The 21,591-nt window shown below is 71.5% G+C and carries 16 protein-coding genes; 7 read left to right on the forward strand and 9 right to left on the reverse strand.

The features are described from left to right. Position 1: 1 nt before the first annotated feature. From ACIBQZ_RS33060 to ACIBQZ_RS33080, 5 genes are all read right to left on the reverse strand, one after another. Positions 2-1,663 carry an NAD(P)/FAD-dependent oxidoreductase gene (locus ACIBQZ_RS33060; protein WP_396092760.1) on the reverse strand — a complete coding sequence of 554 codons (1,662 nt, stop codon included), beginning with the start codon at positions 1,661-1,663 and terminating at the stop codon, positions 2-4. 22 nt (positions 1,664-1,685) lie between these two features. Then, a complete protein-coding gene (locus tag ACIBQZ_RS33065; RefSeq protein WP_396092761.1) occupies positions 1,686-2,945 on the reverse strand; it encodes a cation:proton antiporter in 1,260 nt (419 codons plus the stop codon). Between the two features lie 34 nt (positions 2,946-2,979). Continuing rightward, positions 2,980-4,263 (reverse strand): NAD(P)/FAD-dependent oxidoreductase, encoded by a 1,284-nt coding sequence (locus ACIBQZ_RS33070; RefSeq protein ID WP_396092762.1) that lies wholly within the window; start codon positions 4,261-4,263, stop codon positions 2,980-2,982. A gap of 232 nt (positions 4,264-4,495) precedes the next feature. After that, positions 4,496-4,927, reverse strand: coding sequence for a nuclear transport factor 2 family protein (locus ACIBQZ_RS33075; protein ID WP_396092763.1), 432 nt, complete (start codon positions 4,925-4,927; stop codon positions 4,496-4,498). Between the two features lie 38 nt (positions 4,928-4,965). After that, on the reverse strand, positions 4,966-5,889 hold the full coding sequence (locus ACIBQZ_RS33080; RefSeq protein ID WP_396092764.1) for an NAD-dependent epimerase/dehydratase family protein: 924 nt from the start codon (positions 5,887-5,889) through the stop codon (positions 4,966-4,968). A 459-nt stretch (positions 5,890-6,348) separates the two neighbouring features. Here ACIBQZ_RS33080 and ACIBQZ_RS33085 point away from each other — a divergent pair, with 459 nt between their 5' ends. The 4 genes from ACIBQZ_RS33085 to ACIBQZ_RS33100 all read left to right on the forward strand — a co-directional run bounded on the left by ACIBQZ_RS33085 (position 6,349) and on the right by ACIBQZ_RS33100 (position 12,574). Next, positions 6,349-9,150: a helix-turn-helix transcriptional regulator gene (locus ACIBQZ_RS33085; protein WP_396092785.1), complete on the forward strand. Its 2,802-nt coding sequence runs from the start codon at positions 6,349-6,351 to the stop codon at positions 9,148-9,150. Between the two features lie 148 nt (positions 9,151-9,298). Then, a complete protein-coding gene (locus ACIBQZ_RS33090) occupies positions 9,299-9,832 on the forward strand; it encodes a cupin domain-containing protein (RefSeq protein ID WP_396092765.1) in 534 nt (177 codons plus the stop codon). Beyond that, positions 9,832-11,475, forward strand: coding sequence for an FAD-dependent monooxygenase (locus ACIBQZ_RS33095; RefSeq protein ID WP_396092766.1), 1,644 nt, complete (start codon positions 9,832-9,834; stop codon positions 11,473-11,475). Before ACIBQZ_RS33090 ends, ACIBQZ_RS33095 begins: the two co-directional genes overlap by 1 nt. Before the next feature lie 46 nt (positions 11,476-11,521). Beyond that, positions 11,522-12,574, forward strand: a complete 1,053-nt coding sequence (locus tag ACIBQZ_RS33100; RefSeq protein ID WP_396092767.1) for a methyltransferase — start codon at positions 11,522-11,524, stop codon at positions 12,572-12,574. 66 nt (positions 12,575-12,640) lie between these two features. Here ACIBQZ_RS33100 and ACIBQZ_RS33105 read toward each other — a convergent pair whose 3' ends face one another. The 4 genes from ACIBQZ_RS33105 to ACIBQZ_RS33120 all read right to left on the reverse strand — a co-directional run bounded on the left by ACIBQZ_RS33105 (position 12,641) and on the right by ACIBQZ_RS33120 (position 18,250). Next, a complete protein-coding gene (locus ACIBQZ_RS33105) occupies positions 12,641-13,306 on the reverse strand; it encodes an isochorismatase family protein (RefSeq protein WP_396092768.1) in 666 nt (221 codons plus the stop codon). A 10-nt stretch (positions 13,307-13,316) separates the two neighbouring features. Continuing rightward, positions 13,317-14,558, reverse strand: a complete 1,242-nt coding sequence (locus tag ACIBQZ_RS33110) for a 3-deoxy-7-phosphoheptulonate synthase (RefSeq protein ID WP_396092769.1) — start codon at positions 14,556-14,558, stop codon at positions 13,317-13,319. Next, complete coding sequence (locus tag ACIBQZ_RS33115; RefSeq protein ID WP_396092770.1) at positions 14,555-16,477, reverse strand: anthranilate synthase family protein; 1,923 nt, start codon at positions 16,475-16,477, stop codon at positions 14,555-14,557. Before ACIBQZ_RS33115 ends, ACIBQZ_RS33110 begins: the two co-directional genes overlap by 4 nt. Before the next feature lie 168 nt (positions 16,478-16,645). Then, on the reverse strand, positions 16,646-18,250 hold the full coding sequence (locus ACIBQZ_RS33120; RefSeq protein ID WP_396092771.1) for an FAD-dependent monooxygenase: 1,605 nt from the start codon (positions 18,248-18,250) through the stop codon (positions 16,646-16,648). Between the two features lie 160 nt (positions 18,251-18,410). On the opposite strand from ACIBQZ_RS33120, the gene ACIBQZ_RS33125 reads away from it, so the two are divergent. Genes ACIBQZ_RS33125 through ACIBQZ_RS33135 form a run of 3 tightly spaced genes read left to right on the forward strand, consistent with a single transcriptional unit; the run spans position 18,411 to position 21,588 of the window. Beyond that, complete coding sequence (locus tag ACIBQZ_RS33125) at positions 18,411-19,649, forward strand: aspartate kinase (protein WP_396092772.1); 1,239 nt, start codon at positions 18,411-18,413, stop codon at positions 19,647-19,649. A gap of 20 nt (positions 19,650-19,669) precedes the next feature. Then, positions 19,670-20,479: a 2-amino-3,7-dideoxy-D-threo-hept-6-ulosonate synthase gene (locus ACIBQZ_RS33130; RefSeq protein ID WP_396092773.1), complete on the forward strand. Its 810-nt coding sequence runs from the start codon at positions 19,670-19,672 to the stop codon at positions 20,477-20,479. 5 nt (positions 20,480-20,484) lie between these two features. Then, on the forward strand, positions 20,485-21,588 hold the full coding sequence (locus ACIBQZ_RS33135; RefSeq protein ID WP_396092774.1) for a 3-dehydroquinate synthase II family protein: 1,104 nt from the start codon (positions 20,485-20,487) through the stop codon (positions 21,586-21,588). Positions 21,589-21,591 lie beyond the last annotated feature (3 nt).

Raw genomic sequence — 21,591 nt, forward strand, 5'->3', positions numbered from 1 at the left:
GCTATCCGCCCATCAGGCGCATCCGCACCAGGCCCTTGCTCGCATTGATCATTCGGGAGCCGATCTCCGGGGGCGCATCCCGGCGGGCCCACACCGCGTTCTTCGCCATCTTGGCCGGCGACATGGCGAAACAGCGGGAATCGCGGTGCCCGAGACGGAACGAGGGGGCGATGAAATCGGCTTCCCGGATGACCGACAGAATGCGCCCGGCCGCCTCCCGCGGGGCGAGCGAGCCCTCCTCGACCTGGACGCACAGGTCCCGGGTGAGAGCGCTCATCGCGGTGAAGCCCGGGCTCACCGGCAGCGGGGAGCCGGGGTGCGCGGAATCCTCCAGCCCCCGGAGGATCTCGGCGTTCCCGCTGCGCGTGAACCGGTAGTAGGCGTCCTCCAGCATGACGTTGCCCAGCATCGTGCCCAGCATCCAGGTGCGGTTCACCGCGTTCCACAACTCGTAGTCCCGGAAGCCCACGAAGGAGCTGAAGACCAGGTCGTCGTGGAAGCCGAAGAGGCCCTGCTGGAGCGTCTCCAGATAGGCGAAGCGCTCGGTCGACCAGTCGCCGTCGCGGGTGGCGGCGATCAGCCGCCAGCCCAGGGCGTTGACCACCTCCAGGGTGTTGGTCAGGCCGCGCGAGTACAGCGCGTCGATGAACCCGGCCGCGTGCGAGGTGAGGCAGAAGCGGTCGCCGACCACCTGCTTGGCCGAGTACTGCAGCCGGCCGGTGGACACCCAGGGGCGCACCGCCCGGGCGTCGTGGAACTGCCATTCGATCTGCGGGAAACGGCGCAGGAACGCGTCGAACTCGAGCTGTGCGGGCGCGTCGTCCTTGGGAAAGACCCGCGGGTCCAGCGTCAGCCCCACGCTGCACAGCGGGTTGAGCGAGTCGGCGTGGTTGTCGAACGGGATCACCCACAGCCAGCCGCCGTCGAAGACGTGGTGCAACGTGCCGTGGTGCCAGGGGTTGGGCTGGTCGTGCCGCTGTGCCGCCGGCGCCCGGTCGAAGGGGCGCACCCCGATCATGTGGGTGAACAGGGTCCGGGAGTGCGTACGGGCCGAGGTGGGCGTCTCCCGCAGCGCGAACTTCTCCGCCAGCGGTGACCGGAATCCGCTGCCGTCCACGACGTAGCCGGCCCGGAACTCCCGGCCCTGCTCCGTGCGGAGCACCACTCCGGAGTCCGGATCGATGTCCACGTCCGTGATCCGCGTGTTCAGCAACGGCTCGGCACCGTACTTGACCGCCACATGGAACAGGTACGAGTCGATGTCCTGCCGGAACAGGTGCGTCTCGGTGCGGATGGCCGAGGGCACCACCAGCTGGTTGATCTCCTTCGGGTCCTGCCGTTCCCCCGCACGGTGGTACACGAAGCCGAAGTTCTGTTTCTGACCGCAGTAGCGCGACACCTGCCGGCTGATGCCCTTGTGACTGGAGAGCGGTTTGAGCTCGGGCACCCCGTACCGGTCGGCGATGAGCCTGGTCATGCCCGAGGTGTACGGGATGGTGGACTCGCCGACGGCGAACCGTGGGTGGGTGCCGGCGTCGATCAGCAGCACCCGTACCCCGTTGCGGGCGAGCACCGCGCCCAGCATGCCGCCGGCCATGCCGCTGCCGAGGATTGCCACGTCGTAGGTGTTGGTGCGGCTCTGTGCGCCATGGCTGTTCTGCATGGGTCTCGCCTTTCTACGGTGGTCAGGGCAGGGCCGGCGCGGGATCCGGCTCACGCTTGCCGTCGGCCCGGTTCAGCTCCACGGGTTTGGCGTACACGCGGGACAGCAGGGGCCCCGTCATGGCGGTGGTGACCACGGCCATCACGACCATGAGGGAGTACAGACCGCTGTCGAGCAGCTTCAGCTGGAGCCCGATGTCGAGGATGACCAGCTCCGTCAGGCCCCGGGTGTTCATCAGCGCACCGAGTGCCGCCGCGGGCCGGGCCGGCAGGCCCTGGGAGCGGGCGGCGAGGTAGGCGCCGCCGAACTTCCCCGCCACGGCCACCAGCAGGATCGCCCCGAGCTGCAGCAGGTCGCCGCCGTGCAGCCGGCTGAGGTCGACCTGGGAGCCGGCCACCACGAAGTAGACCGGCAGCAGCAGGGCGGTGATCCGCCCGGTGCGCTCGAGAAGCTCGGTGCGCAGGCGGGCGGTGTGCTGCCGGGGGATCATCAGGCCGAAGAGGAAGGCGCCGAAGATGTAGTGCATCCCCATCGCCTCGGTCGCCGCCGCCGACAGCAGCGCCCCGATCAACGCGACCGCCGTGCCCGGGGCGGCCAGCCGTACGGCTTTGCCGCCCCGCACCAGCATGCGGCGCAGCAGGGGCCGCACCACCAGCAGCATCAACGCCACGTACGGCAGCATCAGCACCACCGGCCAGCGGGGTCCGTCGCCCCTGCCGACGGTCGCCTGCACACCGGCCAGCGCGGCCCAGGCCACCACGTCCACAACGGCGGCCGTGGCCAGCGCGATCGCGCCCAGCGCGGTGGCGGACAGGCCGCGGTCGCTCAGAATGCGGGCGAGGACCGGGAAGGCGGTCACCGACACCGAGAGACCGATGAACACGATGAATGCCGCCCGCTGCCGGGGATCGTGCTCGTGGGCCAGCCACAGGGCCAGCACGACTCCCAGCAGGAAGGGCAGGGCCATGGACCCGAAGGCCGAGACAGCCGTGATCCGGCCCCGCCCCCGCAGCGCCGCGGTGTCGATCTCCACTCCCACGGTGAACATGAAGAGGGCGACACCCACGGCGGCCATGCCGGTCAGCGGTATCCGGACGTCGGCGGGGAACAGGGTTCCGCTGATCGCCGCGGGCAGCAGGGTGGGGCCGAGCAGGACGCCCGCGAGGATCTCACCGACGACCGGCGGCTGCCCCATCCGGCCGAAGAGCCACCCGAGACCGCGGGCCAGCAGCAGGATCAGGGCCAGGTCGACGAAGAGCAGTTGCAGCTGATGACTGGTCATGTCGAGGCCATCTCGCTCTCAGTCCCCGGCGGGATCAGACGTTCGATGTCCCGGCGGTGGGTGCCATCGTGTCTGCGATCAGGTCGTCGAGGTCGATGTGGAACAGCGGGTGGCGGCCACTGAGCCCGGAGATCAGCGTCACGAAGTCCGCGGACGGCTCGTTCTTGCGCTCCGGGTCGACCAGCTCCTGGGCGAGGCTGTAGTAGAACTCCTTGTATTTCGTCTGGTCGTAGAAGCGCTCCACGAACGCGCGGATCTCGTCGAAGAACCCGGAGTACGCGGTGGCGTACCGGTCCAGCGCCTTCTCCTCGATCGCCGGATGCTCGATGATCCGGTCGAGGATCTTGGCCAGGGTGCTGCCGGCGAGCGTCGCCAGCGCGACCCCGGTGGAGAACAGCGGGTCGACGAAGGCCGCCGAGTCCCCGACCAGGACCCAGCCGTCGCCGTGGAACCGGTTGCTGTGGTACGACCAGTCCCGCGCCGTACGGAATCCGGCGGACTGACGGGCCCCGGCGAGCATCTTCGCGAGCTTCGTCGTGCGCTGCCGCCTGGAGTGGAACAGGTCCTCCAGCGAATGGCCGTCCTCGCCGGCGGTGGCCGAGCGCGTCACATAGCCGACGCTGACCGTGCCCTTGTCGATGGGAATGGCCCAGAACCAGCCGTCGTCCAGCCCCTCGATGAGGATGTTGGTGTACTCGTCACCGGGCAGCCGCTCGCAGTTGTCGAAGTACGTCCACACCGCGACGTTGCGCAGTTCGTCGTGCCACCTCACCTCGGTGAACCGGCGGCCGAGCACGCGGGCCTGCCCCGACGCGTCGACGACCAGCTGAGCCCGCACCTCGTGCAGCCCGTCCAGGCCGCGCAGCGCGAAGCGCACTCCACGGACCCGGCCGTCCTCCACGACGGGCTCCTTGACGGTGGCGTCCTCGATCACGAAGGCGCCGAGCTCCCTGGCCCGGTCCAGGATCAGCGCATCCAGGTCGGCTCGCCGGGTGTGGAAGGCGTACGGATACGCGCCACCCTCGACGAACGAGAAGTTCCACGGCACCTGGTTGTTTCCCCAGACCAGAGTGCCGCCGTACTTCCGCTCGAACCCCCGCGCGTCCAGGCGTTCGGTTATCCCCATTTCCTGCATGGGGCGCATGAAAGCCGGGATGAGCGACTCCCCGACGTGATACCGGGGGAAGCGCTCCCGATCGAGGACGAGGACGCGACGACCGCGCTGAGCCAGCAGCCCGGCGGTCGTCGCTCCGGCCGGCCCGCCGCCGATCACGATCACGTCGTACTCGTCAGGAACTCGGAAAAGGGCAGACGGCATTCTGGGACCTCCCCTGATGGGCTGGATGGTCGCGTTCGGACGTTCGGCGCGCGTCCGCGGCGCCCCTTCGGCGGGGCCCGGCGCGGCACACCGGGCCCGGCGGATGCCTCAGTCTCTACCGCATCGGACATTTCAAGTGTCCGTGAGCAACCGTGCCATCACATCACGTGTTCGCGGGTTCTTCGGGGTGGTCCGTGACCGGGGGGCCAGGTGCCGCCGGCTCGGCCACCGGTCAGGCGTCGCCCGCGAGCACCGCCATGGCCGCCGGGTCCTGGTATTCGCGCCACAGCACGACGCGCCCGGCACGGACCCGCACCACCAGGACGAGGGGCGCCGTGGCCTTCACCCCGTCGGCCGCCCGCACGCCCTCCACTGTGTATTCGACGACGGCGACCTCCGGGTCCGCCGTCTCGTGCACCACCACATCACGCACATCCGTGAAGCGGACGCGCCCGGACAGTGCTCTGGCCCAGCCGCCGAACTCCGCCCGGCCCTCGAAGCGGCGCGGCTCACCCGGCCGCGCGAAGGGCACCTCGCCGATCACGTCCTCGGCGAGCATCGCCCGGTAGTCGACGCCGGCCTTCTCCTCCGCGAGCAGTCGCGCCCGGTGCAGCTCGAACGCCTCGCGCGGCCCCGCCAGTGGCCCCGTTGCCGTACCTGTCATCACGAACCTCCGATTCGATCGCTCAACCCGGTCCTCGGTCAGGCCAGCCCTTCTCTGAAGCCCTGGCGCCACGAGGGGTAATGCGGCTGCCAGCCGAGCTCCCGCTTGGCCTTGGCGTTGGAGAAGCCGCGTCCCTCGGTCATCAGGATCACCGCGAAATCCCCGGCCAGCAGCCGGGCCTGCGACTCGGGCATGGCCGGGGGCGGCTCCGCGCCCGCGCACTCGGCCAGGTACGGCAGCCACTCGCTGGCCGGGGCGGGCTCGTCGTCGACGATGTTGAACACGCCCTTCGGCTGCTGCTCCACGGCCAGGACGGTAGCGCTCGCCGCGTCGTCGACGTGCACCCACGACATGTAGCCGCTGCCCTTGCCGACGAGCGGGTACTTTCTCTCCCGCACCATCATGACCTGGTCGTCGGTGGCGCCCGGCCCGTAGAACCCGCCGTAGCGCAGCACCGTGCCGCCGGCCTTGACGACCACGTCCTCGAGGTGGAGCAGAGCCTCCGCCGCCTTGCGGAACTTCGGCCCCGCCTGCGTGGTCAGCGGGTCCTCCTCGGTCTTCACCCAGCCGCCCGTGCGGTCGCCGTTCCAGCTGGCGTGGCCCTGGGCGACCACGTGGGACACGCCGGTCGCCCTGGCGGCGGCCAGCAGGTTGTCCGTTCCCTCGGTGCGCAGCCGGTTGGTGGTGGCGAAGTAGCGGTCCGGGTCCTTGGTCACGGGCTGGCTGTTGTCGATCGCGGTCATCTGCTGGACGATCACATCCGGGCGGGCCTTCGCCACCGCCTCCTGGACCGCTTCTGCGTCGAGCCCGTCCAGCACGATCGCGTCGGCGCCCAGTCGCGCCAGCATGTCCAGCTTGGCCGCCTTCGTTGTTGTCGTCGTCACCTCGTGGCCCCGCGCCACGAGCTGTGGCACCAGCCGCCGCCCGATCACTCCGCTCCCGCCTGCCACGAACACCCGCATGATCATTCACCTTCCTCGATGGACGATTCCGGCTCTCGCTGTCTGCTGGAGGAATCGAAGAGCTCGAAGAGCCGAAAGAGTGTGATCCGAACCGGTGGCACCAACCGGCGGAGGCGGTCCACGTCGGGGACCCGGCCCCGCCCGTCCTTCACGTCCTCGCGGAAACGGGAAACCCGCGGGCGGTGGCGACCTCGACACCACCCTAGGCGAGTCCACAAAGGATCACAACGACTTCCGCGCAGCCCGGTCCGTACGGGCGCGGCCTGCTCGTACCACCCGCTGTGACATCCGATCGTGATGAGCAACACATTTTTAATATGTGAACGGGGTTCGCGCCCGGGGTCACGGTGAGTACACATGTGCGACGGCAGGTGGCATTTTTGCGAGAATGATGTCGATAATGAGGTGATTACTGATTACGGATGGTAAGTCTTATAAACCTTTCCGTGATGCCCGCTCCTGCTACTACGGTATGGAACGGCTATGTCGGGGGGCGTGACGTTGCAGGCGGTAGGACGTGACAGGGAGTGGAAGACCCTGACGGACGCGATCACCGCGCTCGAACGGGGCACAGGTTCCTGCATCGTGCTCACCGGCGTTGCGGGAATCGGGAAGACCCTGCTGCTGGACAGCGCCGTTTCGCTGGCCATGGAACGTGATCTGCTGGTCGCCCGCGGTCGCGCCACCGAGCTGGACCGGGTGGCTCCGCTGTCCACCGTCGTCACCACCCTCCGTTCGGTTCTCGGTCCGGACCGGTTGTCCCCGATCGCCGCCAATCAGTACTCGCGGATAGACCTGGTCACCGAGCGGCTGGAGGAAGTGACCCGCGAGCGGCCGCTGGTCATCGTCCTCGATGACGCACAGTGGACGGACGAGCTCAGCGCCTTCGCCCTGCGCGTCCTGGTGCCCAGGCTGTCGCTGCTGCCGATCCTCTGGCTGTTCGCCCGGTCGCCCGTGCCGGCCGAGCTGCCCGCCCAGAGCGCCCTTCGCTGGCTGATCGACGACGGGGTCCGCGAGGTGCACCTGCAGCCGCTGAGCGACGACGCGATCGCCGAGCTGTGCCGCCGGGTGCTCGGCGCGCGGGCGGACGCCACCGTGTCCGCCATCGCCGCACGCAGTGGCGGGAACCCCTTCCTGCTGCACGAGGTGCTCACCAATCTCTCCGCGACCGAGCGCATCAACACCTGCGACGGGCTGGCCAGCGTCGTCGGCAGCGAACTGCCCTCCGGCTTCCTGTCCGCGGTCGAACAGCGGCTGTCCAGCCTCTCGCCGGAGGTCCGCCAGCTGCTGCAGATCGGCGCGGTCCTGGGCGGAACGTTCTCCCTGCACACCGCCGCCCTGCTGCTGCACCGCCCGACCAGCGAGGTGATGACGATCGCCGACGAGGCCGTCGCCAGCGGCACGCTCGTCGACTGCGACTCCCGGCTCGCCTTCCAGCACGACCTGGTCCGGGAGGCGGTCTACGACAACATGAACGGCGCGGTGCGCTCGATGCTGCACCGGGAGGCCACGCTGGTGTTCAGGGCGGAGGGCCGGCCGGTCGTCGAGATCGCGGATCATCTGGTCCGCGCCGAGTACCGCGGCGACGTGCAGACCGTCGAGCTGCTGCGGGCGGCAGCCGGGCAGATGGCCGCCTGCGCGCCCAGCACCTCGGCGAACCTGCTGCTGCGGGCGGTCGAGATGCTCGAGGACGCCGACCGCAGCCGGCCCATGCTGATCTCCGACGCGGTGCGCATGCTGGCCTCGGCCGGCCGGCTCGCCGAGGCTCGCACGTGGGGTGAGCGCGCTCTCAGCGGCCCGGTCAACACCGAGGCCGAGGGGCAGCTGGTGCTCGGCCTGGCCGAGTCCTACAAGCACGCCGGGCACAACGGCGCGGTGGTGGACCTGACCGATCGGGGCCTGGCCCTGCCCTCCGCCGACCAGGCGATCCGGGCCCAGCTGTACGCGGTCCGGGCGCACGCGCTGCTGGCCACCGACCTCCGGGCCGCCGACCAGGCGGCCGAACAGGCCGTCGACCTGGGGATGCGGGTGGGCGTCTCCGCCGCGGTGGCCTTCGGCAGCGCCGCGCGCAGCGTGGCCGCCCGGGCGCGCGGTGACCTCGACGACGCGGTGCGGTTCGCCAAGGACGCGGTGGCCGAGATCGGGCGTGCCGGCGGCGTGGCCGAGCACCACCACCCCGACATCTGGATGGGGGCGGCCCTGGTCGCCCAGGACCGCTTCGAGGAAGCGGAGGAGATCTACGCCACCGGCCAGCGGGAGGCGGAACGGCTGGGGACCGCGTGGTCCCTGCCGCTGTGGCACTTCTACCGCGCGTCGCTGTACTTCGCGCAGGGCCGGCTGTCCGACGTGGAAGCCGAGGGGGAGGCCGGGCTGCGGGTGGCCGAGCACGTCGGCGCGTTGCAGCTGAGCGTGCCGCTGGCCGCGCTGCTGGGCCGGGTCGCGGCGTTGCGCGACCAGATGCCGCTCGCGCGTGACTATCTGCACCGTACGCAGCGGATGCTGGTCACCGGGATCACAGTGCCACCCGAGGACGCCGCCTGGGCCGCCGCGGTCATCCACGAGGCCGGTGGGCAGGTGAAGGAGGCGCACCAGGCGCTCACCGAGCTGAACTTCCAGCTGCCCGAACGGGTGCTCATGTTCGTGCAGGACCCGGGGGCGCTCGCGGCGATGGTACGGATCAACAAGCAGGCCGGCCGGCCGGTCGAGGAGGCCCGGATCGCCGCCCTCGCCGCCGGGCTGGCCCGCCGCAACCCCGGCAACACCACCCTCGCCGGCGCGGCGGCCCACGCCGACGGCCTGGCCCGGATGGATGTCGCCCGCCTCAACGAGAGCGTGGCGCTGCTGGAGAGTTCGCGGCGGCCGCTGGTCCGGGCGAGCGCGCTGGAGGACACCGCGGTCGCCGAGCTCGCGGCGGGACGTAAGGCGCGGGCCGTCAAGCTGCTCAAGGCCGCGCTCGCCGTCTACGACGAGTCCGGGGCCCGGCAGGGCATGCTGCGCGTGGAACGGCGGATGCAGGCCGTCGGCGTCCGTCAGCAGGCCGGATCGGCGCCGGTGGAGCCACCGCTGGCCGGGCTCACCCAGGCGGAGTTGCGGGTCGTCGAGCTGGTCGTCCAGGGCGCGACCAACCGCGAGGTGGCACGCCAGCTGTTCCTGTCACCGCACACGGTCGACAGCCATCTTCGCAAGGTGTTCGCGAAGCTGGGCATCAGCAGCCGGGTGGAGCTCACCCGGATCGTCATGGCAAACGCGGATATCACGTAAGAACGCCTTTCCGGCCAACCGCCCCCAGCCGCGGCGGTGGCCGGTGCGGTCCCGCCGCCGAGGACCCCACGAACACGTGATGTTGCCGCTGTGTCCGGCCGATGGATGCTGCCTTGTGTCGAGGATGCGGACACGAGGGGAAACGGCGATGACCGCGGACGGGTTCTTTGTCAAGCCAGGCGCCGGCCGGCCGATCGGCCATCAGGTGACGCTGAAGGTGGGTGAGGTACACACCCCGAACATGCTGGCGGTCGAGTGCCGGTTCGCGCCGGGCTTCGACGTGGGGGCGCATCTGCACACCACCCACGAGGAGATCTTCTACGTGCTCGAGGGCGAGGTGGAGCTGTTCGCCTTCGAACCGACCGTGCGGACGTCGGAGCCGGGCTCGTGGACGAACTGGGAGTCGGCCGGCGGCGACAAGGTGGCCCGGGCGACCCCGGGCAGCGTGCTCTACGTGCCGCGCGGCACCCCGCACGGCTTCCGCAACCCGGGCCTGGTCCCGATGCGGTTCCTGCTGGTCGCCACGCCGGCCGGGCACGAGAACTACCAGCAGGACATCGCCGACCTGCTGGCCGCCCCGCCCGGCGACGAGAAGGCGCTGCAGGAGGCCGTGGCGGAGATCCGCAGGCGACACCACACGGAGCAGCTGACGCCGGCCGTGCCGGTTCCCGAGGACCACTGATGACCGGCATTCCGGTCGTGGTGGTCGGCGCCGGCCCGGTCGGCATGATGGCGGCGCTGGAACTGGCGCACCACGGGGTGGCGTGCCTGCTGGCCGAGCAGAACGCCGGCCCCACCGTGCACCCGAAGATGGAGTTCACCAACCCCCGCACCATGGAGCACCACGCCCGGCTGGGCATCGCCGAGGACATCCGCCGCGCGGGCGTGCCGGCGAAGTACCCCTTCGACGTGATCTGGTCGACCGGCCTGGGCGGCGATCTGCTCGCCGTCTGGCGGCAACCGTCCGTCGAGGAGAAGTGGCAGCAGATCAGGGAGCTCAACGACGGGACTCAGCCCAGCCAGCCGTACCAGCGGATCTCGCAGGCCGAGCTCGAGCCGGTCCTGCTCGAGCGGTGCCGGCGCCACCCGCTGATCGAGGTCCGCAACCGGTGGCGGTTCGTGTCGCTCGACCAGGACGCCGACGGGGTCACCAGCACCTTCGAGGACCTGGCGGCCGGGGCGACCCGGCAGGTCCGCTCCCGCTACCTGGCCGCCTGCGACGGCGCGTCCAGCACCGTACGGCGCGGCGTCGGCATCCCGCTGACCGGTGGGGGCATCGCGGACGCCGCGGACGGCGGGGTCCGGGAGCTGCCGGCCGCGTACTCGGTGACCTTCCGCAGCACCGACAGCGCGAACCTGTTCCGGCAGGGATATTTCTGGCACTACTTCACCGACCGCTACGTGCTCATCTCGCTCGACGAGGCGGGCACGTGGTCGTTCCATGCCGTCCGCCAGAGCGATTTTGATCCGCCGCCGTCCGATCCCGCCGGGTGGATCCGGTCGTTGCTCGGTGTCGACCTGGCCATCGACCAGGTGCACGTGAGCTCCCGCTGGACGCCGCAATACCTCATCGCCGACAGCTACCGCAGCGGCCGGGTGCTGCTCGCCGGCGACGCCGCGCACCAGATGTTCCCGGCCGGCAGCCACGGCATGAACACCGGCGCGGGCGACGCGGTCGACCTCGGCTGGAAGCTGGCCGCGCTCATCAACGGGTACGGCGGCCCGGCGCTGCTGGACAGCTACGAGGCGGAGCGCCGGCCGGTCGGGCTGCGCAACATGGCCATGTCCCGCAGCCACCTGGACGTGCACTTCCAGCACATGCGGCTGCGCCAGGAGAACGCCCCGGCGGCACAACTGGCCGAGTTCCTGACCGCGCAGCCGGGCGAGAACACGTACGAGGGCATCTACCTGGACTACCGCTACCACGATTCCCCGCTCGTCTGGGCCGACGGCACCCCCGAGCCACCCGCCGAGCCGCTGCGGTACCGGCCGAGCACCTGGCCGGGTGCGCGGCCGCCGAGCCTGCTGCTGGCCGACGGCACCCAGCTGTTCGACCGGTTCGGCCCCGAGTTCACCCTCGTCGACACCGCGGGTGACGGGCGGGCGGAGCCCCTGCTGGCCGCCGCCGGTGAGCGGGGCCTGCCGGTGCGTCACGTCGTGATCCAGGAGCCGCGCGTCCGCGAGCTGTGGGAGCGCGACCTGGTGCTGGTCCGCCCGGACCAGCATGTCGCCTGGCGCGGCGACACCGTCGGTGACGACCCGGCCGCGGTCATCGACCGGGTGCGGGGAGCCACCGGCGTTCGCATCGCATCCGCGCTCCGTTGAGCGCACCCGTCAGCAGAGTCACCTACCGTCTAAGGAGCCGCACCACATGTCCACGGCGACCAACGACCCGCGTACGAATCAGATCGACCCGCTGCGTGAGCTGTTCTACGCCCACTACCGCTTCCAGTTCCTGAGCGCGGCCTGCGAGTTCCACCTCTTCGAACTGCTCGGCCGGGAACCGGGTCTGACCCGCGAGGAGATCGCCGGCCGGCTCGGCATCGAGAACCAGCCCGCGCGCATCCTGCTGCTCGGCGTCACGTCGGCCGGCCTGCTGCGCAAAGAGGGCGACCGGTACTACAACACGGCCGTCGCCGAACCGCTGGCCGGCAAGCTGGACGACGTGCCGGCCGCGTTCGTGCCCTGGGAGCAGCACGTCAACTACCGGCCGATGGCCTGGTTCTACGAGTCCCTGAAGGAGTACACCAACGTCGGCCTGCGCGAGGCCATCCCGGGTGACTCGCCGACGCTGTACGGCCGGCTCGCCCAGACCCCCAAGCTGGAGAAGACCTTCCACAACATGATGGGGTCGGTCAGCCGGCTGGTGGCCGAGGAACTGGTGCAGCACCTGGACCTGTCGAAGTACACCCACCTGCTGGACATCGGCGGCGGGACCGCGATCAACGCGACGCACCTGGCCCGGCGCTGGCCGCACCTGCGGGTGACGATCGTGGACCTGCCGACCGTCGCGGAGCGGGCGAACGAGAAGATCGCCACCCTGGACCTCAGCGACCGGGTGCGCGCGGTGGGCCTGGACGCGTTCAACGACGAGTTCCCGAAGGGCTGCGACGCGGTCCTGTTCGGCCACTTCCTGGAGATCTGGTCGATCGAGCGGAACAAGGAGCTGCTCGCCAAGGCGGGTCGCGCGGTGGAGCCGGGCGCCGGGATCTTCGTGGTCACCCCCGGCGCCGACGACGACGGCACGGGCCCCGACCTGGCGGCGGCGCTGTCGGCGTACTTCCTGACCGTGGCCAGCGGCGAGGGGATGGTCTACACCTGCGCCGAGTACGAGGACTGGTTCGGCGACGCCGGCTTCGAGCCGACCGGCCGGATGCACGTCGGCGGGCTGGGCGACGTGGTCATCTCCGGCGTCAAGCGCTGAGAGGCCCGAAGGGGCCGGCCGGATATCCGGCCGGCCCCGAGTCTTACCCAGGGAGAGAAGACCGGGTCACCGGCGCCGCGCGCCGACCGCACGGGGCGCCGCCAGCGCGGCCAGCACCGCGGCGGTGACCGGTACGGCGGCACAGCGCTCGGCCGCCCAGGTCAGCGCCAGCCGGTGATACTCCAGCGAGAAGTCGGCCACCGCGTCGGCGACCAGGAACGGCTGGACGTCGTTGGTGAACGCGTCGGCCGCGGTCATCAGGCAGCCGATGTGGGCGAACACCCCGCACACGATCAGCTGATCGCGGCCGGTACGGCGCATGAACTCCAGCAGCTCGGTGCGGTGCAGCGCGCTGTAACGCCACTTGGTCAGCACCAGATCACCGGCCGCCGGGCGGATCTCCGCGAGCACCTCGCGGTCGTCCGGCTCGCTGGTCATGCCGGAGCCCCAGAAGTCCTTCAGCAGCCCTCGCTGCTCGTCGGTCATGTCACCGGGCTGGGCGGTGTACGCGACCGGGATCCCCAGTCGCGCACAGTGCTCCCGCATGGCCCGGACATTGTCGATCAGCTCGGCGACCGGCGCCTCACCCGGGGGGAAGAACCGGACGAAGTACCGCTGCATGTCGTGGATGAGCAGCACCGCGCGGTCCGGATCGAGCACCCAGCCGGCTCTGCTCTCGGGTACCTCGTCGGGCGCGGGCATGGGATACGACGTGATGCGCGGGATGCTCACTGTTCTCTCCTCACGTGGTGTGCGGCGAACCGGTCCAGTTCGCGACGACGGCCAGCGCCTGCTCGGGGTTGAGGCGCGGGTCGCAGAGCGTGGTGTACGTCCCGTCCGGCCGGGGCCGGTCGAGCTCACCGGCGTCGGCGACGCACTCGGTCACCGCGTAGGGGGTGGTCTCCAGGTGCAGGCCGCCGGCCACCCCGCCGGCCGCGGTCACTGCTTCCTGGAAGTCGCGCACCTCGCGCACGATGGTGTCGACGCGCCGGGTCTTGCGGCCGTCCGGTGCGGTGACCGTGTTGCCGTGCATCGGGTCGCACAGCCAGATCACCGGGTGCCCGGCCGTCCGTGCCGCGGCGACCAGCTCCGGCAGCCGCTGGGCGGCCAGGTCGGCGCCGAGGCGGGCGATCAGGGTCAGCCGTCCCGGCTCGCGGTCCGGGTCCAGCGCCGCGCACAGCTCCGTCAGGCCCTCCGGGCTCATCCCCGGGCCCACCTTGCAGGCCACCGGATTGCTGATGGCGGAGAACAGGCGTACGTGCGCGCCGTCGAGCTGCCGCGTGCGGTCACCGATCCACGGCCAGTGGGTCGAGCCGAGCATCAGCCGCCCACCGGACAGGTGCCGGACCTGCGGCAGCTCGTAGTCGAGCACCAGGGCCTCGTGACTGGTCCAGACCGGACCGTGCGGCCGCGGGCACCACGACGACGCCCGCCACAGGTGGTCCATCGCCGCGGCGGCGGCCCGGTAGCAGGTCAGCATGCGCAGCGGATCCGGGCGGCGGGACAGCGGGTCGGGTTCCGCCCCGCTGATCATCAGGCCGCGAAAGGCCGGCAGGTCGACGCCGTCGACCGTTTCGGTGTGCCGGGTGCGGGGCTTGGCGAACTGCCCGGCCAGCCGGCCGGCGCGGATGACCGGGCGGCCGGTGCGGAACTGCAGCACCCCGGCGAGCGCGTCGAGCAGGCCCGCCTTGCGCGACAGTGCCGTGGGCTCGCACTCGGCCGGGTCCTCGGCGCAGTCGCCGGCCTGCACCACCAGCATCCGGCCGGCGGCCACCTCGGCCAGCAGCCGGCGCAGCGCGTCGACGTCGGCCCAGGCCACCAGCGACGGTGCCGCGGCGAGCTCCGAGCGGACCCGGTCGACGAGCCACTCGGCCGCCCAGGCCGGTTGCTGGGCGGCCGGCAGCGCGCGCCAGTAGTCGAGGGTGCGCTCGGCGGGGGCGGCGTGCAGCGGGGTGGGACGGGTCAGCGTGGCGTTGCCGATCACCAGATCTCCTTTGCTCGTACGGCGGTCAGGATGGGAGGTGTGCTCCCGAGCAACTCGCCGGCGGCCTCGCCGACGAGCGTGACGCCGCGCCGGGTCAGCACCGACTCGGCGTGGAACTGGAAAGAACGAAACGTCCGGCCGCGCATCGCGTGCACGGCACCGGTCGCCGGGTCACGGTCGAGGTCGGTCAGGCCGATCCGGTCGGCGGTGGCGAAGGCACTGAAGGAGTTGTAGAACCCGCAGTGCTCGAGGCGGCCCCGCAGCCGGATCGCGTGCTGGGCACCCTGGTTCGGCGCCGGCAGCGGGCGGACCGGCAGGCCCAGCAGGGTGGCGAGCACCTGGTGACCCAGGCAGACCGCGAGCAACGGCCGCCGCTCGTCGAGCACCTGGGACAGGATGCGGCGCATCGTGGCGATCTTCGGATCGGCGGTCGCGCGCGGATCGCCCGGCCCCGGCCCCATCACCACCAGGTCATGGCCGTCCAGCGACGGCCCGGTGTCGAAACGGCGGACCGCCACCCGCAGCCCCATGGTGCTGAGCTGGTGGCCGAGCATCTCGGTGAAGTCGTCCTCGCACTCCACCACGAGCACGCTGCGGCCCAGCAGCGCGGGCACGGGCCGGATCCGTTCCTGGGGTGCCCGCAGCCAGAACGGCGCCAGACGCGCGTTGCGCTCGGCGAGGGCGCGGCCGACCTCGGGGTGTTTCCACGGTACGGCCGGGGACGCGGCGTTCTCCCGGGAGGCGGTGCCCGGGCTGAACGCGGCCAGCAGCGCCTGCGCCTTGCCCCGGGTCTCGGCGGCCTCGGCCTGCGGGTCGGAGTGGCGGACCAGGGTGGCGCCGACGTCGATGCGTACCGATCCGGTGGCGTCGATGTCGGCCGAGCGGATCACGATGGCCGAGTCCAGGGCCTGGCCGCCGCGGGCGTCCCGGCCGATCAGGGCGAGGACACCGGCGTAGTACGCGCGGCCCGCCGGCTCGTAGCGGGCGATGACCCGGCAGGCGCTCTCCAGGGGGCTGCCGGTGACCGTCGGCGCGAACAGGGTCTCCCGCAGGATCCGGCGTACGTCGAAGTCGGTGCGTCCCTCGATGAAGTACTCGGTGTGGGCCAGGCGGGCCATCGGGCGCAGCCGGGGCCCGATCACCTGGCCGCCGTCCGGGCACACCCGGCCCATCATCTTGAGTTCCTCGTCGAGCACCATGTAGAGCTCGTCGGTCTCCTTGCTGTCGGCCAGGAAGCGCAGCGTGGCGGACAGGTCCGGGCCGGCGGGCGGATAGCGGAAGGTGCCGCTGATCGGGTTCATGGTCGCCGTACCGGCGTCGAGGGTGACGTGCCGTTCCGGGCTGGCGCCGACCAGCGTGCGGTCGGGGGTGTGCACCAGGAACGTCCAGTGGGCGCCGGTCTCGTCCCGGAGCAGCCGGCCGAACACCCCGAGCGCGTGGTGGCGCGGCTGGGCGGCGTACCCGTCGATGTCGGCCAGCAGCGAGCGGCGGATGACAAAGTTGGCGCCCTCGCCGGTGCCGATCTCGTCCGCGGTGATCCGGCGGACCAGCTCGGCGTACGCGTCGTCGTCGATGTCGAAGTGCGCGCCGCGCAACGTCGTCGCGACGTCCGGCACCGTTGCGAGGACCTCGGCCACGGTCAGCGTCCGCTGGTCGGTGACGCGCAGGGCCCGCAGCGGCGTCCCGTCGTCGACGACGTCGTAGCCGCGTTCGGCGATCTGGCGGTAGGGCACCAGCGCGAGCAGATCGTGGGCCGGCCCCGCGGGCGTGGTACCGGTCGCCAGCGGCAGGTCGGCGAGCCGAGGCACCGTCACCACCTCGCCGATCAGCAGGTCGACGGTGTCACGGTCGGATTCGGGCCGGTGCAGCAGCGCGAACGGCGGGCCGTCCGGTCGCAGGATGTGGTCGGGCCAAGTCATCTCGCTCGCTTTCAAAGCGGTCCGGGGATGAGACACCCCGCCGGCGGCAGACATGGCCGCGCCTGCCCGCTGGGCGGACAGGCGCGTGGCAACGGATCCGGCGGTGGTACCAGCATGTTCGGCGCCTCGGCGGCGCAACAACGCCTACTACTCATTCGAGCGGCAGATCTACTCGCCGGGGCCGGGCTCCCGCCGGCCGCGTACGACGTCGAGGACGGCACCGGGATCGGCCGGTGCGGCGCCGCGCCAGGCCACGTGCTGATCCGGCCGGACCAGCACCAGCGGGCGCTCGAGCATCGATCGCACGTGCGGGTCCTCGATGGCGACGTGGACCAGCGGAATGCCGTGGACGGCCGCCTCGTCCGCGATGGCCGTGCCCGCCTTCGACTCCGAGCAGTCCAGCAGGGTCAGCTCGGGTCCCAGCAGGTCGTGCAGCTCCGTGCCGTCGTCCAGCCGGACGCTGGGCAGGCGCCATCCCGGTGTCGTCGTGGCGACGATGCGGGTCCAGTCCCAGGCCGGTTCGGCATCGTCCGCACCGGCCACCACCGGCGAGCCGCGGTAGGAGTCGCCGAAGTGGATGCCGGTGTTGTGGATCTGGTACCGCTCCCGTTCCAGGAAGGCGGTGAGCCGGGCGCGGCCCGCGCCGGCCGCGGCGAGGGCCGGGTAACGCCGCCACACGTCCAGCAGGTTTCCGCAGAACTCACGATTGAGCAGGCCGACCGGGCGGCGCTCGGCCTCGTAGCTCTCCAGCAGCGCCGGGCCGCCCCAGCCCTGGGCGACCGCGGCGAGCTTCCAGCCGAGGTTCACCGCGTCGCCGATGCCGGTGTTGGCGCCGTGCCCGCCGGTCGGGAAGAACTGGTGGGCGGCGTCGCCGGCGATGAAGACCGGCCCGGCACGGTACGCGTCGGCGACCGCCAGCCGGCCCTCCCAGTGGGCCACCACCAGCACCTCGTCCACGGCGAAGTCCACGCCGAGCCGCTCGCGCAGCACCGCCACCGGGTCGGCGTCCCGCTGGGCCGCGTCGAAGAGCGGGAACGTGCCGGTCCACAACTGGTCACCGTCGCGGGACACCAGGGTCAGCCCCCGCGACGCGACGGTGAGGAAGAACAGGCCGTTGCGCCGCAGCACGGGATCGGTGCTGCGGAAGAACACGTCCCGGTGCTCGACGGGACCCGTGGCATCGTCGACGGTGATCCCGGCGGCCCGGCGCACCGTGCTGTTCGCGCCGTCGCAGCCGACCAGGAAACGCGCCCGGACGTGGTGGCTGCCGTCCGGCCCGGCGAGCTCCGCCACCACCGAGTCGCCCTCGGCCGTGTATCCCCGGAAGGTCCACCCCTCCCGCAGGTCCACCAGGGCCAACGAGCTCAGCTGCCGACGGCCCAGCTCCTCCAGCCGGGAGCCCATCACCCGCTGGTACGGCTCGCGGGGCACGGTGCCGTCGTTCACCTCGGCCATCCGCCGGCGCGTCTGCTCCACGGACGGGTGTTCCCACACCGACACCGGTGGCCGGTCCAAGGTCTCGATCCACTGGAAGTTGAACAGGTGATCCGGCGCCACGCCGTGCCGCCGGATCGGATCGGCGAGCCCGAGCCGGCGGTAGTGCTCCATGCTGCGCCCGTGGATGAAGTCCATCTTGGGGTGCCGGGAGGGGCCGGGGGAGCGGTCCACGACGACGCTGCGTACGCCGTGGTGGGCGAGCTCCATGGCCAGGACGGCACCGACCGGCCCGGCGCCGACGATCAGGACTGTGGTTTCGGTCTGCGGGGTAGGCATGCCGAAAAGCGTGCCCGACGCCACGGCCCGCAAGGCCCACCAACCGACTACCCGCCTGGGTAGTTCGCTCTCCGCTGGTCGCTCACTAGCGTCGATGGCAGGGCGATCGCCCGCTCGTATCTCCGTCGCCCGCCGGGCTTTCCAGGATTCGAGGACTGGCATGGACATTGTGGTGCGCAAGTACGGCGGTACCTCCCTGGCCGGGGTGGCGCGGGTCCGGCGTGCCGCGTCCTCGGTCGCCGCCGCGCACGCCGCCGGCGTCTCGCTGGTCGTGGTGGTCTCCGCGCAGGGCGACACCACCGACGCGCTGCTGCGGCAGGCGGCCGAGCTGGGCGGCACCGCGACGGCCAGGGAGACCGACCAGTTGCTGGCCACCGGCGAATGCGCCTCGGCGGCGCTGATGGCCACCGCGCTGGTCGCCGCCGGCGTCCCGGCGGTCTCGCTGACCGGTCCGCAGGCCGGCATCGCGGTGACCGGCCCGGCCGGCGCCGGCCTCATCGCCGGCATCGACACCAAGCGGGTCCGGGCCCATCTCCGCGAGGGAAAGGTCGTGGTGGTGGCCGGTTTCCAGGGCAGCAACGCCGACGGGGACCTGGTCACGCTGGGCCGCGGCGGCTCGGACACCACTGCGGTGGCGCTGGCCGCCGCCCTGGACGCGACCAGCTGTGAGATCTACACCGACGTCGACGGCGTCTACGACGCCGACCCGCGCGTGGTGGCCGACGCCGCCGTGCTGCCCGGGGTGCCCGCCGAGATGATGGTCGAGATGGCCTTCGCCGGCGCCAAGGTGCTGCACGCGCGGGCCGCGGAGCTGGCCGCCGCGCACGAGGTCGACCTCCGGGTGCGCAGCTCGCTCACCGACGGCGAGGGCACTCCGGTGACAAGCCGGGCCGACGGCACCGAGCTGGAGGGCCACGGCGTCACGGCGGTCACCCACGACCTGGACGTGGTGCGGGTGCTGATCCGGTCGGACGGGCCGCGCCGCGACCTGGCGGCGGACCTGCTGACCGTGCTCGCCGAGCTCAACGCGCCGCTGGACCTGGTGGCGCGGTCCGGCTCGGCGGAGACCGAGTTCCGGATGGGCTTCACCATGCGGCACAGCGATCTCGACCGGGTGTTGCCCGCGCTGCGTGACCGGGCGGAGGAGGTCGGCGGCACGGTGATCGTCGACCCCGACGTGGCGAAGGTGTCGCTGGTCGGCGTCGGACTGCTGAGCCGGCCGCAGTACACCGCACGGCTGCTGCGCGCGCTGGCCGCCGCCGGGATCGCCACCAGCTGGCTGTTCACCTCGCAGCTGCGTACGTCGGTGACGGTGCCGCTGGCCTGCGGGCCGGCTGCCGTGGCACTGATGCACGAGGAGTTCGCGCTCGATGCTGACGCGTCGACGGCTTCCCCCTGACAACGGACGAGGAGTGGGATGTGGTCACCAACGCCGCCTTCGCGCGGCAGGTACGCCTGAATCGGTTGTTCCGGCACGACTACGGCCGTCTGCTGATCGTGCCACTGGACCACTCGGTCACCGACGGTCCGGTCACCGGCGGCAACGGTGTGGACGGCCTGATCGGCAGGCTCGCCGGTAACGGCGTCGACGGGGTGGTACTGCACAAGGGTGCGCTGCGTTATGTCGACCACCGCTGGTTCGCCGAGACGTCGCTGATCGTCCACCTCTCGGCGAGCACCGTGCACGCCGCTGACCCGGACGCGAAATACCTGGTCGCGAGCGTCGAGGAGGCGCTGCGGCTGGGCGCCGACGCGGTCAGCGTGCACGTCAACCTGGGTTCCCACGAGGAGGCGAGGCAGGTCGCCGACCTGGCCGCCGTCTCCGACGCCTGCGACCGGTGGAACGTGCCGCTGCTGGCGATGATGTATCCGCGTGGCCCGCGGATCGCCGACCCGCGGGACCCGGTGCTGATCGCGCACGCCGTGACGCTCGCCGCCGACCTCGGCGCGGACATCGTCAAGACCGTCTACACCGGATCGCCGGACACCATGAGCGAGATCACCGGCAGCGCGCCGGTCCCGGTGATCGTGGCCGGCGGTCCGCGCCGTGACAACCACGCCGACGTGCTCGAGTACGTGGCCGAGGTGATGCGCGCCGGGTCCGCCGGCGTGGCCATGGGCCGCAACGTCTTCCAAGCCGACGACCCCGCCCTGCTGACCAAGCGGATGTCGGCTCTCATCCACGGCCGGGCCGGCTCCCGCCCGGCCGGTGCCACGACCGAAAGGTGACACCCATGAAGCTCTGCTGGCTCGACGCCCGTGCGCTGGGCAGCGCCCGTTCCGCGATCATCGAGGAAGCGGTGCACCAGCGCATCGACGGCCTCGTCGCGGCCGATCCGGAGGTGTTCGAGGGCCTGCCGCCCACCATCACCAAGGTGCTGTTCCCGGGCGCCGGGGAACTCCCCGACGACCTGCCCGGCGTGGACGTGCTGATCGTGGACGAGGCGGTGCACGGGCAGACCGCCGAACTGGCCGCCCGCTACCCGGACGTGCAGCTCGGCCGGTTCGTCGAGATCCGCGACGCGGCCACGCTGGAGCTGGCCTGTCAGGCGGCGCGCACCGAGCGGTGGAGCCTGCTGCTGTTCCGCGACCCGACCAAGATCCCGCTGGAGATCGTGATCGCCGCGGCGGCGGGGGCCACCGGCAGCATCATCACGGTGGCCGGCGACGTGGAGGAGGCCGGGATCATCTTCGGCGTCCTGGAGCACGGCTCCGACGGTGTGATGCTGGCACCGCAGCGGGTCGGCGACGCCACCGACCTGAAGGAGGCCGCCCAGTACCAGCCGGAGGACCTGGAGCTGACCGAGCTCGAGGTCACCGCGATCAGCCACGTCGGCATGGGCGAGCGGGCCTGCGTGGACACCTGCACCTACTTCAACGAGGACGAGGGCATCCTGGTCGGCTCGCACTCCAAGGGCATGGTGCTGTGCGTGAGCGAGACCCATCCGCTGCCGTACATGCCCACCCGGCCGTTCCGGGTCAACGCGGGCGCCATCATGTCGTACACGTTGTCCACCAACGGCCGGACGAACTACCTGAGCGAGCTGCGGGCCGGCAGCAAGGTGCTCGCGGTCGACGTGAAGGGCAACACCCGGGTGGTCACGGTCGGCCGGGTGAAGATCGAGTCCCGGCCGCTGCTGTCGGTCGACGCGGTCGCGCCGAACGGCACGACCGTCAACCTGATCCTGCAGGACGACTGGCACGTCCGGGTGCTGGGTCCCGGTGCGGCGGTGCTCAACAGCACCGAGCTGAAGCCGGGCGACCGGGTGCTGGGTTACCTGCCGCTGGAGGACCGGCACGTCGGCTACCCGATCAACGAGTTCTGCCGGGAGCAGTGACCC

This window comes from Actinoplanes sp. NPDC049599 (assembly GCF_044465625.1).
In the GTDB taxonomy this organism is placed as follows: Bacteria; Actinomycetota; Actinomycetes; order Mycobacteriales; family Micromonosporaceae; genus Actinoplanes.